Here is a 15,469-nt window from a genome sequence, read left to right on the forward strand (position 1 = left end):
TCTGACGATCAGGACGACAAGAGCGGAGTGACGAGAGATTGTCACGCTCCGTTCTGTGAGGGCCGGAGGGTGAAATCCCCTCCGGCTACTCGGCGACGCGCTGGTGAACCGCTGCCAGTTCGTTGAGGATCACCAGCGCCGGTTCGGCGTCAAGCGGCTCTGCGACATTATGGGCATCGCCCGCTCGAGTTTCTCTTACTGGCGCCGCACCGCACCGCCCCGGCCCGCGCGGCCCGGCAGGCCGCCGATGAGCGGATCGCGGCCCGGATACGCAAGGCCCACCGCGACTCCGACGGCACCTACGGAGCCCCGAGAGTCACCGCCGAGCTCCGCGACGAGGGCGGTCAGACGGTCAATCACAAGCGCGTTGCCAGGATCATGCGGGCCATCGGCCTTCAGGGAGTGCGTCTGCGGCGCCGGCACCGCACCACCGTCCCGGATGCGGCAGCGGTGAAGGCGCCGGACCTGATCGGCCGTGACTTCACCGCCGAGGCCCCGAACACCAAGTACGTCGGCGACATCACCTACCCGAGTGTCGGCAGCGGGAGGTTCTGCTACCTCGCGACCGTCATCGATCTGTATTCACGACGTCTGGCCGGATGGGCGATCGCCGACCACATGCGCACCGAGCTCGTAACCGACGCCCTGGCGGCCGCTGTCCGGACCCGCGGCAGCCTCGCCGGAGCGGTGATGCACACCGATCACGGGGCCCAGTACACGAGTCGGGCCTTCGCTGACGCCTGCCGCCTCGCCGGCGTCCGTCAGAGCATGAGCGCGGTCGGCAGCAGCGCGGACAACGCCGCCGCGGAATCGTTCAACGCGACCTTCAAAATGGAGACGTTGAAGGGGCGAAAGGGCTGGTCGAGCGAGCGTGCGGCCCGTCTCGACGCCTTCCGACGGCTGTCTCGCTACAACACGCGACGTCGGCATTCCCGGCTCGGCCAGCGATCCCCGATCACCTACGAGAACACCTTCCACTCAACAGCAACTACCCTGACCCGAGCCGCATAGACGTGTTCAAGATCCGGAGTCAAGGCCCCTCTCTCTTCACGTCCCGCATCCCAACATGGACATGCCCATGAGATAGCCAGGACGACGATCAGTACCACGATCGAGCGATCACGAACCGAGGAAGACCGGACTTAACACCCACTCAAGGGGGACCAGACGCCCTCCTACGGGTTGAGGCCGGGCGCGTAGGACGGTAGCTGGACCACGGTCAGCCAGTCGGCGGCCTCGACGAACACCCGTAACGGGCGGACGAGATGTGTGGCGAGGTTGTCCCAGATCAGGATGATCGGCCCGTCGAGCTGATGGTGGGCCCGGCGGATCAGGTCCCCGGTAGTCATGCCAGGTCGCGGGCGGGCTGCTGCCAGGACCAGCCGCGCGGGCGCAGGAGCTTCCATGTGCCCTCGACCGTGTACGTCACGTGGAACAGCCGGCCGGTCGTCGTTTCACGCGCGCCAGTGTCCACCGCTGATCCTGCCGGCCATGAGACGGCGGACCACGGGCCAACTTCCGCTCACGCCTGTCGGTCAGCCCGCCCCATGCGCGTATCTGACGACACATTCAATAGCGCACCGACCAGCCGGCGCGCAGCCGAACCGAGACGACATCACCTGTTCAAGGTCAGCACGGGATGTCGCATACCCCGCACTGCCACGAGCAACCCTTCTCACCTGCACTGTTGCTTCGAGGCTATGACACCGGCCTCACTCAGACGCGTCCCGAGAATCATTCCGCTCGAATACCGGAGCTCAGTACAAATCACTCGGGAATCCCCGAGCAAACGCCCGGGATCGCGCCTGTCGACAGATTTTCGGGTTGTCTGGTCCTCGCTCCAATAGGGATTCATGTCGTCAATGAGCAACTGCCCGCCGGGCCTCAAGGCGGTTACCGTCTCCTCAAGTAGGGAGGTCTTGAGCCCGCCGGGAATGTCCAGGAAGATCAGATCGAAGGTTCCCATGCCCGGCAAGACCTCCCGGGCATCCCCCACAACCAGGGACACCTGATCGGGCCAGCCCGCACGTGACACGAGTTCCGACTTCTCCGTGTCGACCTCGACGCTGACCACGTCCACATCGGCGCGGCCGCGCAGGCCGTGCATCACCCAGGCAAGTCCCATGCCGACCCCGGTGCCGAGCTCGAGAACTCTGCCGCCCGCAGGTACCGCCGCGGCCAGCACGGCCATCAGTGCGCCCACCTCGGGACGGGAAGACTTGGTGAACCCGACCTGCCGCGCCCGGTCGTAGGCGGCGCCGACGGCGAGTGGTACCTGCCGAGCCGAGCGCGCGCCGAGCCTGCGCTTGATCCGCTCGACCTCGCCCGCCGACATCTCCCGCTCGAAGGAGAGACTGACGACAGACTCCTCACCGGTAGCCTGCCACATGTTCGATCGGTCCATGCTCAGCCGCCTTTTCGGTCGGTCCTGCCACGCAGTTGCTCCCACGCACATCTATGCCATTCGGGTGGTCCTCCAGAAAAAAGGTGCGCTGCGGGGAACAGCTCCGATACAGAAGATTCGCACGGGGCCTGCCAGGACGCCAATCGAGTCCCGCCCAAGAACATCGAGAGCGGCTTTCTGCCGCACACAGAAAGGCCATGTCGCCAGTGACCACCCCAAAGAAACCCGCAGCGCGCGTGATCCTCGAATTCGACCGCAACGTGACTGAGGACCAGATCAAGGAAATGCAGGCGACGCACAACGCGATCGACGCATTCCTGGAACCCGCCGGGGGACACCACCACCACGACGATGACGACGAGGAGGAGCCCGAGGAGGAGTGATACACCGTTGCTCGCCGGGCAGTGACGACTGCCGATCACGGTAGTGCGAGCACCCTGTTTCAGGAACCGGGGAATCATGTCCGCGCGCCAACCGCGCATGAAGGCAAGGCTGGAAGTGACATGGAGTTGAGCGCGTTCGACACGGTGCTGTCACGCGGTCCGTTTGGAGACAGCGAGTATCTCCGTCAACAGATGCACGCTGCGTTCAGGCACAGGCTCGAGAACATCAGCACCTCGATTCCCGCCGGCCGTCGGCTTCTGACGACGCTGCAGCAGGCCGAAGGGCAGACCGAGTACAGAGTTCTCGGCGATCCACTGGTGCGCCGAGCCATCCAGCAACTGGTCGTTCAGCAGGTCGCAGCGGCCCGGCGAAAGTTGCCCCCGCAGATGTGCGCGCAAGTGCTCGAAGCAGCCGCGCAACGTGTCCAAGAGGGCATCATCACCGGTCCGCTGCAAGGCGGCGTCGACGATGCCCAGTGGCTGGGCGATTCGTCGCGCACCCCCTGGATCTGGGCTCCCGGACGGCGCGACGACATCTTCGAGCGAGCGTTCGGCCAACTTTTGGAGGCGGAGTTCGGCGCGGGTTTGATTGCAGCCGCTGACGCCGAAGGGGCGGCACTTCGCGAGGGTGCGCGGCTCCTGGACGAGGTCCTGCCGCTGACGTCGCGTAGCGCCTTGAGCCACACCCATCTCATCGGTGTCACTTCCGGGACTGGCGCTTGGAGCGGCAAGGCGTCCACTTCTCAGTTTACGGTGACAGGTGCGATCTTCCTCAACCGAAGACTGCTCACGAACCCCTGGTGGGTGGCTGAGCACCTGCTGCACGAGGCCCTGCACCAGAAGCTGTACGACTTCCGTCACGCCCATTCCATGCTGGTCAGGGATGTGGAAGAAGCTTCGAAGGAAACGTCCCGTGAAGCACCTCACGTGGTGTCGCTGTGGAACATGCCGGGTCCCGACGCCTCGAACCGGTGGAATACACACCGCGCCATGGCTGCCTTCCATGTGTACGCTCATCTGGCGTTGTTCGGCTCCCTCGCGGAACAGATGTCTTCGCGACTCCATGACACATACGGTCCCCTGGACGCACCCCGGGCCATGACATCGAGCCGCAAGGCCTTCGAGCGAGCCCGGTATCTGGGGGAGAACCTGCGAGCTTCCTGCTGGGACGAGCTCGGAGTCGCCGGACGGCACCTGCTCGAGTGGCTCAGCTCCATTCTGGACGCCATGGATCCTGCGCCCCCTCCAGCAGGAGCGTCGTTGCACCTCTTGATGGACCGGTACCTGAAGGAAGCACGCCGCTTGCGGAAAATTCCGCCGTCGGACGATCTGACGAGAACCCTGCACAGGCTCGCGGCGGCCGAGGCAGATGCGTTCCGGGCCGTCCTCTGCGCTGTGGACGCGCGGGCCCACCTCGAGGAGGCGAACGCCGCCCTGGTGCTGAAGGCGGGGCGCGATCACGTCGAGTCGTTCGCACAGCGGCGCCGCTACATCGCGGACGCGCTCCTACGGCTCGCACCGAACGGATACAGCCTTGATGCGCTGTGTCTCAGCACAGGTACCTCGGCCGACGAAATGGTCAGGAACATGGTGGAAGCCTCCAGCAGTGAACTCGCGATGCCCGCCGCCCCGGCTCAGGCAACCTCACGGTGAAGCCACAGCTACACGTTCCCCGAGGGGCCGGAGAGTTGCACGCTCGGCTACGACCGGGAATCCTTACCCACCCGCGCCGTGCCGCACGTCCGCTCGGGCCGGCCGAGGGCCGCCGCCTCCGGTTGCTGCTCGGAGACCTCGCGCGCCACAATGGAACTGGTCAGGCGCGTACAGTTCTTCCGACTCCCCTCCGCAGCGGCCCCTCCCGAGGGGCGGCCATCGATGCCAGGGGCGAACGGATCGGCGAGGACGCGCGCCAGGGGGGCTCGGACCTGGGCCGCGTGCCCCGGCGGGGGACTTCGTGTCCGACAGCCAGGGAGCCGGCCATGCCGTCACCACGTGACACCCGCATCGACGCATTCTTCCGGGACGAGTGGGCACCGATCTCCTTGGTCGCCAACCCGCGCGGCGTCCACTTCAGCAGGTTCACCAGCCCTCTCACACAACCGCTGACCGTGGTCAAGAGCCTGCGCAATCCACTTGATCCCTCGACCTCGGTGGCCGAAGCGCGGCCACAGCCGGAGAGCCACATGGTGGCCTCCAACCGGGGGAGGCAACACGAGTACCTGCTCTTCATTCCGCCTGCCGCCCTGGCATTCGGTCTGGCGCCTGGTGCGAACCTCAAGGTCTCTCTCCTGTTCGGCGCGTTCGACGAGTACGACCGCCACGGCCTGCGCACCTATTTCGAGAGCCGCTCGGACCGTCTCCTCGTCTACATACCGGGAATCGAAGCCGACACGAGCACGTCCAACCAGGCCTGGGGAATCGGCATCACCAGCAGTATGGTCCGGGAGCTCCTCACCGCTGCCCTGCCCACCTTCACAGGCACCGTGACGATCGACACCGTCGCCGGGTACAGCACCGGCTATCGGGGCGTCAACGGCACGATCAACAATTCGTTCATCAGCCTCGGCACCATCAAACGACTCATCTTCTTCGACGCCCTGTACTGGGCAGACGAACCGCCGCTGCCGAGCGGCGCCGTACCGCCCCCCAATCCCCCCGGCGTGTCCGTACCGCCCACCGCGTCACCCCGCAACACCTGGCGCATGCTCAACGCGGTCAGGGCCGCCAACCCGGCCGTCCAGATCACCACCTACGAGGTCACCGAGCCCGGTGGCACCCCCCGCGACGGCGGCAAGCTCCGCGTGGATGTGCCCGCCGCCGGACTGATCAACCTGAAGCCGAGACAGGCAGCACTCACCGCCCTGGTGCTCGCCCGCGTGATCCGCAGCGGGATCGACGACGGCTTCCTCGCCCGTACGAACGCGCCAGCCATCGCCACACTGAGCGACAGTCTGCCGGCACGGGGCACCCTCGCGTCCTCGTCCGCCACCGCCGCGGCGGCGGCGAACGGGACCCTGGAGGCCTGGGCGTCGGCGCACGCCGCCGCGGTCGCCGGGGCGAATTCCATGGCCGGCACCGGCCTGAGCCTCATTCAGTCCAAGAAACTGATGGGGTGGGACGTACCGACGCTCGGCGACATGATGCACGACGGGTTCATGCAGGAATTCGGGTGGGAGTTCCTTGCCGGCTGACGACAACGGCTGAAAGGCCTGACGGCGACGGCTGAACGGCCTGACGGCAAACGGCCTGACGGCAAACGGCCTGACGGCGACGGCTGAACAGCGCGGGCATCACAGCCCCGGCAACAGCACCGTATCCGTGAACACGGTCCGTTCGGTCACCTCTCCCGGTGTGCCCGACTTCAGGAACGCCCCGGGGCGGGGTTCTTTGTTGGGGAGGAACTCGACCTCGCGGATCCGTACCCGGAACGGGCCGGCGTCCGGCGGTATGAGGTACTCCGACTTCCACTCCTTGAGGACGGGCGAGAGACCGACCCGTTTGGGTTCCGGCGTTCTCGGGAAGCCCTGGCGCTGCCACGCCGGTACGCCGGTCACCGTGTCGAATCCGACCAGGTCCACCTTGTCGGCGGGGACGCCGCCCGGACCGCCCGGCTGGGTGCAGTGCTCCAGGATCATGTCCACCCTGTTGACGGCGGGGGCGGGTGAGACGGTTCCGGTCAGCTTGACCTCGTACTCGCCGCCGGCCGTGCGTGTCACGCGCAGCGTCCGGTCGGGGAGCAGGGGGACCAGGTCGGTGCGTACCACCGGGGACAGCCAGAGGCCGTCGAGGCTGTTCGGCTGGTACCGGGCGACGGCGAGCCGTACGAGGGCGCAGTTGAAGGACGTGTTGTCCGCTCCGGTGAAGGCCACGTCGCCCAGCCAGCACTCACTGTCCGGGTGGTACTCCGGCTGGTGCGGCACGACCACCACGTCCGCGCCGGCCTCGTCGAGCCGCAGTCGCCGCTCCGGTCCGGCGGCGCCGGTGATGTGGCGGGCGAACGGCGCACCCATGGGGATGCCCTTGGAGGGGTAGAGGGGGTCGAGACCGGCCTGGGTGACGAAGGGTGCGAGCCCCTCCGTGGTGGCCTGGTCCTCCGGGCGTACGACCACGGCCAGCAGTTCACCGGCCCCCGTGCTGTGCCACGGCCGATCGAGGGCGACCCGTACGCGGTTGCCGAGACGCTCGTGGACGAGCACATGGGTGACCGCGTCGAGGTCGCCGGTGCGCTTCCACCGGAACGCGGGACGGGTGGAGAGGACCACCGGGGGTGCGGGCCGGGCGGTGCTGCGCACGACGACCGGGGGCAGTTGTCTCGTCACGGCGAAGTCGTCGGGATGCCCGGAGTCGCGGAAGTAGTCGCGGAAGCGGCTGACGGCCCGGAGCGTGTAGGTCACCGTGCGGTGGCGGGTGTCGCCGAACTCCTGCCGGAACAGCTTCGGCGGGCGTGCCGGTCCGTCCGCGGCAACGGCGAGGGTGTCGACGGGCACGTCGGTGACCTGGTGCGGCACGTCGTCCAGTTGGTCCCGCCAGCTCGCGGTGATCCCCAGTTGGGCCGTGCTCCTCGGGTCGTACACGTCGGACTGCGGCGCGAAGGTGGCGACCGTCGAGTTCGGGTCGCGGGCCACGGCCAGGGTGGTGTCCGGCGGCCTGAGCGGGTGCTGGACGGCATGCACGAGGGTGAGGGTGCGGGCGGGCGTGACCATCGGGTGGCGGCCCTGGCGTAGGGCCTTCACCGAGTTCTCCGGGGGGTCGGCGACGTGCAGGGCGAAGTCGTCGACGATGTCCTCCCGGGGAAATGTGGACAGGTCGAGCGTGATCCGCTCCGCCGGTGCGAGGCGGACCGCCAGTCGCTCGCCCTCCCAGCCCACCACGGGGCGTCCGGCGGCCGGGGTCGTCAGCCGCAGGCTCTTGGCCGCGAGGTCGGGCCAGTCCTCGTCCCAGGCCCTCGTCGGCCTGGGGGCGTTCGGCTCGGTACGGGCCGCCACGATCCCGCCCGCGGCCGGGTCGGGCAGCAGCCGGGCGCCTTCGGGCGCCTCCGGGTCCCCGGCGGCGAGTGCGCGGCCGACCCATTCCCAGGTCACACGGTCCGCGTCGGGCATGCCGAGGTCGAGCATCCCGTGCTGTTCGGCGACGGCGAGGGTGCTGCCGGGTGGACGCAGCACCCGCTGGTCGTTGAGGGCGTGGTTCGTCTGCGCGGCGAACTCCTCGACGTCCAGTCCCATCAGGGGATCGCTGCGCACGACCACATGTTCGACCGACTCCCCGGGGGCGGAGCGGGCCGGGTCCGTCCCCTCGGGGTACGAGATCTCGGTGGCGCACAACGGCTCGTAGCGCCCGTAGAACTCGGGGGCCGTCGTGTGCCGGTCGGCCGCCGGGTCGTCGGGCGCGAGCCCGCCGCCCGCGACGTCCGCCACCCGTGCCCGCAGGGAGTAGTGGCGTCCGAAGCGCAGACGGGGCAGCGTGCCCTCCTCCGCCTCGAAGGACATGCTGAGGTTCATGCCGGGTACGGGGGGTGGTGACGGCGGGGGCGTGCCGTCGAACGACGGACGGGGCACGGCCAGGCTCCAGCCGCGCCAGCCGGCCACGATCTCGTCGGCGTGCAGGCCGCTGCGGTCGTGGATCGCGGCGTTGGCCTTGAGGTGGCCTTCCTCGGGCGGGCCCGCCTCCCCGTCCGTGCCGATGACGGTGAAGTCGTCGGACAGAGCACCGTCGGGGAGCCGCTCGTGGACCCGGTAGGTGGCCCTGCGCCGGTGCAGCGAGAACCATTCGTCCCCGCCGAGTTCGGGCAGGACGTCGACGCGGTAGCCGAGGACCAGGTCGTCGGCGGTGAGCACGTCCGGCTCCGCGCCTCGGTTGCGCGCTCCTCTCTCGCGCCGTTCCGTCATGTCCTCGCCCCTGCCGCGCAGCACCAGTTGCAGCCCGTCCGAGCGCAGGGCGGGCAGGGCGGGCGGCTCGTCCGGGCGCGCGGCGAGCGCGCGGGCGGCTTCGCGCATGCGCTGGGCGGCCACGTCCACGTCCACGGTCGCAACCTGCCAGCGTGGCTTCCCGCTCCGGTCCAGTTGGTCGAGGGTGACCATGCCTCCGTCCACCCGGTCAGTGGTGGCCGGACGGAAGTCGCCGCCGAACGCCGTGCGGGGGGACACGATCTCCGGCAGTGCGGCGGGGCGGCCGGGCCACAGCACCCGCACCGTTCCCGCCGACGGGGCGCCGGCCCCGCCCGGACCGAGCGGGAGCTCGAGGATCAGGCCCAGTGCCCGCAGCACCGCGGGGTGTTCGCGCAGCAGCGACAGGGTCCGGTTGAAGCCCGGCCGGCCCGACGGCGGCCCGGGAGCGGTGGTGCCGGGGGCCGGCTCGTCCGGGCGGAGCCAGTGGTCACTTTCGAGCGAGTCACGCACCTTGTCCGCGAACTCCGGTGATTCGGCGCCGAGTTGGGCGGTGACTTCGGCCCTGGACGCCTCGCGGAAGGTGCGTGCCACCTCGTCGGCGTCCTCGGACGTGGCGTGCACGGTGAGCGGGTCGTCGGCCGGCCCGCCGGGCCGGTTTCCGGCGCTCTCCACGGGCAGGTCTGCCACGAGGCGTTGCCAGACGCCGGGCTGGGTGTGCAGGCGGGGTACGAGGTCGAGCTGTCGGGCGGGGGTCGCGGGCGGGGCCGAGCCGGGGGCGAACAGTTCGACCCGTACGGTGCCCCCGGTGAGGGCGGCGGGTGGCCACTGGGCCATCCCGTGTCCGGCCGGGGTGCCGCCGTCGAGCCGTGGCACGACGAGCACGCGCAGCAGCTGGCCGCCGTCCTCGAAGCCACCCGGCACCGGGATCCACAGCATGTCACTCATGACGCGAACGCCTTCCGGTATCGTTGCCACATCTCGAAGCCCGCGTCGTCACGTTCGGCGGCCGTGAGGCCCCGCAGGCCCCGGGCGGGAGCGCTGCCCCCGATGAGTTCGAAGGTTCCGCTGTCGACGGTCACCGTCTCCGAGTACAGCGTCAGGTCCAGTTCGATGACGACGGTCGCGCGGCCGAAGAGCCTCGGAGGGTCGTCCAGGTAGGTGAGCGAGACCCGCAGCTCGACGGCGACGGTCACTAGGCCGAGCAGCTCCACGCTGCCGCCGATCCGGATGAACGCCTCCAGTTCCACATGACCGTCCGGATGGCGCTGGAAGCGCACCCCTCCCAGGGCGTGCACCTCGGCCTTGGCGACCACGAAGTCGATGGCCAGCATCGCGCCGAACTCCAGGGAGATCTCCACCCTTGGTTCGTTCTCACCCGCGATCTCGATGTCCGCGTACCCGCTGCCGCCGAACGCGGCGATGCTGAGGGCGAAGGGGTGCTCACGGCTGGCGAATCCGAGCGCCACGGTCACCGGCTTTTCGACGAAGGGAACGATCACCCGCACCCGCCCGGTCACGTTCTGCAGCACGAACACGCCCGCCGCGGCCTTCGGGATGCCGACCTCGTATCCGACGGTTACGTCCGTCGTGGACACGCCGCTGGTCGGCCCGCGCACCCCGATGAGCTTCTCCAACTGCGACTGCAGTTCCTGCAGCAGCTTCAGCGGACCCGCGAACTCGACCTTGAGCCCGTCGACGGCGACGGCCGGTGCGTGGCCCGCGGTGCGCGTGAATGTCACCGAGTCGAACGACAGCTTCAGCACGTGCGGCAGTGGTGGGGGCGGCAGGGCGAGGGCGAAGTTCCTCAGGGCGCAGGTCGTCACGGGCTCCAGCGCGCCGGGCGTGCCATTGCCGGAGGTGGCCGACGCGTGGCCGGCGACCAGGTCGAGTTCGGGCGGCGGCCCGGTCGCCCTGGCCCGGAAGGCACCGTGCGCCTTCAGCCGCACCCGCTCCCACCTCATCTCCGTGACCAGCGCGTCTTTCACCCGCTTCTGGAGCATGCTGGGCGGTTTCGGCTGGAGCGCAGCGTCGATGAGGGAGGCGAGCGGGAAGCCGAACAAGGTGGCCCCGCTGAAGGCGTTGTTCAGCGCGGCCTCGAAATTCGGGGCGCCGGGCAGCACGCTGGTCGGCACGGGCCCGAGTTCCCGGGAGATCCCGTCGGCCTTGAACTGGGGCGCCACCAGGCCGCCGGAGCGGTCGGCGTTGTTGGCGAAGCTGACCGGGACACCGGACGGTGCCTCGAAGCGGAACGGGACGTCGGGGACGGCGGCAGCTCGCTCGGTATCCCTCAACGGACCGGCCAGAGCGTGCAGTTGAGGCGCGTACCGCAGCGTCCGCGGCTGGTCGTGCGCTGTGCCGGGGAGCAGGGAACGCAAGGCGGGCAGTACGGCGTCGAACTTCACGACGTCCGGACGACCGCCCGTGCCGTCGTTGCGGGCGCCGAAGGTGAGGGTGTGCACCTCCAGGACGTCTCCGGGCCTGTTTCCCGCGCCGACCATGTCGATGCTGGTGCCCGGTATGCGGGCCGTGGCATGGGGCTGCCACCCGGACAGCACGGCCGGTGAGGGAGCCGTATTCGGGCCGCTGAAGAAGATCAGCGGCAGGACGAACTCGATGTCCGTGCTTCCGGAGCGGCAGCGGACCGGGAACTGCACGGGGGTGCTGGCGCCCCCGGGGATGAACATGTGCGGGTCCTGCAGTTCCGCCGTACCGCTGAGGGGGAATTCCCGCCCGAGGATCTCCACCTGGTCGAACGGGAAGGTCGGCGTGCGGGTCCCGGTGAGGAGCGGCCGGGTGATCACCAGTGTCCGTCTCCTGAGGAGTCCCGCGACGCAGCCGAGTGCCTGGGGATTGTTCACGGGGAGGAACTGCCGCGTGGTGTAGTCCTGGAAGACCGCGCTGAAGCCGAACGGCCACAGAGTTCCCTGCGTGGCGACATCCACCTTCTGGTCGCGTCCGAGAACCATCTCGTGGGACCAGGAGTCGGCGGGCCACTTCGCGGCGGCCGAGAGGGAGCCGCCCAGCGCGGTCAGTTCGAAGCGGGTGGCCCGCGGCAGCGAGAAGAGCTGGCTGGACGTCACGATGCTCGGCCGCCAGGCCTCCAGCGGGGGGACCTGGAAGAGGCCACCGGCGAGGATGCCGCTCTTCTCCGTGACGAGTGTGGGCCGGATCGTCAGGCCCGCGTCGCCCGGTGTCGCGTCGCTCGCCCGCAGCAGCATGGACCACAGGCCGACCGTGCCTGATCCGGCGACGACGGGCCGGTCCCTGTGCTCGGCCACCACGTCGGCGCCCGGCGTCCGGGCCAGCGGGACGACGGTGAGTCCCCAGGGCATCTCGACGCCCGAGGTCGGCTGGAGACGGGCGCGGTCGGCCAGCGCCTTGAGGATCCCCGCCGCGCTCAGCTCGATCACGGTTCCCGCCGGGACCCTGAACTCCAGCTCCCCGGAACCGGTCAGGCGCGAGTCGCTGTGCACGAGACCGGCCGTGTTGAAGCCGGAGGCGGTCGTCTGCTCCAGGACCGCCTGCGGCGGAAGGCCCACGGTCAGGGTCGCCCGGTCGTCCGTCGCCGCCAGCAGCGGAAGCGCGGAGGGCCCCTGACCACGGATCTCGAACCCGGACCACCGTACGGCGAGGATCACGAAGTCGTCGCTCCGCACGATCAGGAAGGTCTGCGCTGCCACAGGTCATCACCCGCTTCAAGGCCGACGGCCCGGAACCGGTCCACTCTGACGGCCCCTCCGCGTGGCCGCGCCAGAGCCCATGTCATCGGGCGTCAGGTATGTCATGCCGTCAGCTACGTCGTTTCAGCCACGCCGTATCGCAGCGTTCCCGCCGCGATGTGCGCGACATGGGCGGTTCCCACACTGTCGAACCGCAGGTCGCTCCATGCTCCGCCGGCCTCCACGTCCTCAAGGGAGTAGGTTCCGATGCCGGTGCGCATCGCGAACCTCAGCCGGCCGCCGGACCCGTAGAGAACACAGGTTCGCGATCGTTCGAATTCCACACCGCAGGCCGAGTGCCGGCTGTCTTCATCCACGTCGTCGGTGACCACCTCGACCGCCGGCGACTCGGGAAAGTTGCCGAAGATACAGACGTTGAGGGTGCGCCCGACGCCGTCGAAGTACGAGACGAGGCTCTCCCCGGTGATGAAGTGCTCCATCGCCGGACACTGCGCGGAGATCTGCCCCCCGTGCAGGAGCTGTATGTTCCAGCTGTCCGGCTGACCGGGGAAATCGGTCCCCGGGATCATCGTCGCCACCCGCAGTCGCCTGTCCGGCTGCCCCGCGGGCGTGAGGTCGTCGCTGTAGACGATCCGCAATATCTCGTCACGGCGGTCGAAGGTCAGCTTCGGGAACCACCCTTTCTCCGCCGCGTTCGTCGAATCGACCGGTCGGACATTCTTCTTCCATGTCGGGGGCTTGTTCGGATCCGTCTTCGGCGGCGCCTTGGTGGCGTGCCACAGCGAGAGACCGGACTGGTAGGCGAAGTGGGGCCTGTCCTTGAACGGGGGCTCACTGAAGACGCCCAGATTGACCGTCATGGAGGGAAACCGGATCCGGTCGGGGAACAGCCCGGCGGAGGTGGGGACTTCCTCGAAACTCCACTGGGCCCCCCGCACCCCGTAGATCAGGTGATCGGTGGCCCTGCTCTGGTAGGCGACATGCGGGTTGAGCGCGCTGTCGATCCCGAGACCGATCCGGTAGTCGTCAAGCGCCGCCTGTTCCGTGGGCAACCGTTCGTGCTCCCACTCCGTCTCGCCTCTCCTGGCCAGCATGACGTCGCCGGACGGCGTGGTGTAGGCGAGCCAGGGCGTGTCTTGTGTGTCGAGGACCAGGGACACCTGCCCATGAGCGGTGCTGGAGTCGTCAACGGCCTCGGTGAAGAACTCGGTCGCCATGATTTGGGTCATCTCCCAGGGGCACCGGCAGCCGACTGTGCGTCGTGCCGCCCCTTCGAATGCCGGAAGAGGGCGAGAGATGTGCATACGGCCTGTGATGAGCAGTCCTACGCCCTGTGCACGTTTCGCGGGGAGGGACGTGCCTTCGGGACATCACCGTCTACACGTTCCAGGGTTGCATCACGGCAGGGATGCTGCAACTCGCCGGCTGGCCGGCGGCCGGCATCTCCCGGAGTCATCAGTGGGGATGGCCTGCGGCCAACTCCACTTCCTCGACGTAGAACTCCCGCCCCATCGAGAACTGGACGACATCCTCGGCGCCCGCTCGTGAGAGAGGACGCCTGGTCGGTACGCCTATCCCCCGCTGGCCGCGAAGACGCTCACCGAACTCCCCGAGTCCGGGGGGGCGGGTGTGTGGAGCGGGCCGGGCCGGCGGGCTGCAACCGTAGCTGCGGCGCAGCGGTCAGACGCGTATGCCACAGACCTGTCACACCGCTCGGTCCGGTCACCGGCTCCGCGGCGTGCGACCAGGTCAGGTGATCGGGCGCCGACAGTGACAACTCCTCGGTCTTCCGGCGTGATTTGGTTGTCCGCCGCGGTTTCTCAAGTGGCGATGTCGACCTGAAGTGCCTCCTGCACGTTGAAAATGGGCATGGCGAGACCACCGCTGCCCAGGCCGGGGCCCAGGTCCTCTCCGGGAATCGCGAAGAGGAGTCCGATGACCTCGTTGCTGGAGTTCAGCACCACCGACCCCGAGTCCCCCTTGCCCGCGAACAAGGTCACCAAGGGCACCGAGCCGCTGATCTCCATCTGATCGATGGCCGGCACGAACGGAGACGAGATCAGCCTGACAACGAAGCCGAACGTCAGCAGGGTTCGCTTGCCACGCTTCTTGACGACTTCGCCGAGAGGTGGGAGGTCGACGACGGCACCCTGCACCGCACCGATGTCCTCGATGATCGTCTTCCCGCCGCGAGACCCGTTGAGAGCGATGGCCGCGCAGTCCAGAAAATGCGGATTGAACTCGCGGCGCAGAGCCGAAACGGTGCCGACGATGTCGGTCGGGGGTGATATGGACCCCAGTCCCGGCTGGTAGACGTTGAGGTCGGTCTGCTCCACCACATGGGCGCAGGTGAGCAACTGGGCCTCGCCGCCGTTCTCGCGGCTCGTGACGATCGCCCCCAGCGTGCCCGTCGGCGGTGCGAAGATGCCGTCCTGGATGAGGCGTTCCCGTGAGATTTCAATGCCACCGCGCAGGGGATCGTACCTCGCGGTGTCATCGATGAGCATGGGCCGGACCTCGACCACGTCAGTGACGTAGCCTCCGAACTCGGCCGGGACCAGTTCACCTTCCAGTACGTCTCCTGGAGGCCGCTTCTGGGGAACGTAAGCGAAGAGGACGATCTGAGGGGTGAACACCCCGCCCGTCTGCTTCAGCCCCACGCCGGTCGTGTACTTTCCGGCCTCGCGGGCATTCAGCAGGTTACGTAGAGCGATTGACGCTTCAATGGCATCCGTGGGGACCGAAATCGGTTGCTCAGGAAACATGTTGCCTCCGCCTTTCCAGGCTGAAGGAGTCGCACGATCCCGTCCTTACGGGACAGTATTCAGCGACAAAGGGAGAGGCGAGGCTGATGGAAGCGATCTGGAGATCGGGCTCTGTCCCTCGCCCCCGTTAATAGCCCAAGTTAATGGAAGTTTCTTCTCGTTCTTGGCAGGGGCGCCGGGTGCCACACGCGCCGGGGCCGACCAGCCCCGGGTGCACGGGACCTGCGCAGACTTCTCCTTCAGCATCGCGCTGTTATTACGCGCCCGCAAGCTGACGGCCCTTGCGGCCAAGGGTCCGGGGGAATGGAGTGATGAGCTGCCCCGAGATTCGTAGAGTCCGGTCTTGATTGGT

General features: G+C 68.4%; 8 protein-coding genes and 2 pseudogenes. 4 read left to right on the forward strand and 6 right to left on the reverse strand.

Annotation, left to right across the window (positions count from 1 at the left end; genetic code table 11):
- Positions 1-94: 94 nt before the first annotated feature.
- Positions 95-1,011: pseudogene (locus tag ACWCQ6_RS28115) on the forward strand (IS3 family transposase); the annotation flags it as partial.
- A 167-nt stretch (positions 1,012-1,178) separates the two neighbouring features.
- Here the strand turns inward: ACWCQ6_RS28115 and ACWCQ6_RS28120 are convergent.
- Both ACWCQ6_RS28120 and ACWCQ6_RS28125 read right to left on the reverse strand, forming a co-directional pair.
- A pseudogene (locus ACWCQ6_RS28120) lies at positions 1,179-1,530 on the reverse strand (winged helix-turn-helix domain-containing protein); the annotation flags it as partial.
- A 145-nt stretch (positions 1,531-1,675) separates the two neighbouring features.
- The gene (locus ACWCQ6_RS28125; protein ID WP_451093826.1) at positions 1,676-2,404 is read right to left on the reverse strand and encodes an O-methyltransferase; all 729 of its coding nucleotides are present in this window, start codon (positions 2,402-2,404) and stop codon (positions 1,676-1,678) included.
- A 236-nt stretch (positions 2,405-2,640) separates the two neighbouring features.
- Between ACWCQ6_RS28125 and ACWCQ6_RS28130 the strand changes: the two genes are divergently transcribed.
- From ACWCQ6_RS28130 to ACWCQ6_RS28140, 3 genes are all read left to right on the forward strand, one after another.
- Positions 2,641-2,787, forward strand: a complete 147-nt coding sequence (locus ACWCQ6_RS28130; protein WP_451093828.1) for a hypothetical protein — start codon at positions 2,641-2,643, stop codon at positions 2,785-2,787.
- A gap of 21 nt (positions 2,788-2,808) precedes the next feature.
- Positions 2,809-4,440 carry a hypothetical protein gene (locus tag ACWCQ6_RS28135; protein WP_451093830.1) on the forward strand — a complete coding sequence of 544 codons (1,632 nt, stop codon included), beginning with the start codon at positions 2,809-2,811 and terminating at the stop codon, positions 4,438-4,440.
- A 326-nt stretch (positions 4,441-4,766) separates the two neighbouring features.
- Positions 4,767-5,978 (forward strand): hypothetical protein, encoded by a 1,212-nt coding sequence (locus ACWCQ6_RS28140; protein WP_451093832.1) that lies wholly within the window; start codon positions 4,767-4,769, stop codon positions 5,976-5,978.
- Between the two features lie 99 nt (positions 5,979-6,077).
- On the opposite strand, the gene ACWCQ6_RS28145 is transcribed toward ACWCQ6_RS28140, so the two are convergent.
- The 4 genes from ACWCQ6_RS28145 to ACWCQ6_RS28160 form a co-directional block, all read right to left on the reverse strand.
- Positions 6,078-9,617 carry a hypothetical protein gene (locus ACWCQ6_RS28145; protein WP_451093834.1) on the reverse strand — a complete coding sequence of 1,180 codons (3,540 nt, stop codon included), beginning with the start codon at positions 9,615-9,617 and terminating at the stop codon, positions 6,078-6,080.
- Positions 9,614-12,352: a hypothetical protein gene (locus ACWCQ6_RS28150; protein ID WP_451093836.1), complete on the reverse strand. Its 2,739-nt coding sequence runs from the start codon at positions 12,350-12,352 to the stop codon at positions 9,614-9,616. The genes ACWCQ6_RS28145 and ACWCQ6_RS28150 overlap by 4 nt, the downstream gene beginning before the upstream one ends.
- A gap of 113 nt (positions 12,353-12,465) precedes the next feature.
- Entirely contained in the window at positions 12,466-13,569 is a 1,104-nt protein-coding gene (locus ACWCQ6_RS28155) for a hypothetical protein (protein WP_451093838.1), read from the reverse strand.
- Between the two features lie 603 nt (positions 13,570-14,172).
- Positions 14,173-15,117, reverse strand: a complete 945-nt coding sequence (locus tag ACWCQ6_RS28160; protein WP_451093840.1) for a hypothetical protein — start codon at positions 15,115-15,117, stop codon at positions 14,173-14,175.
- Positions 15,118-15,469 lie beyond the last annotated feature (352 nt).

The organism is Streptomyces sp. NPDC001880 (assembly GCF_053594575.1).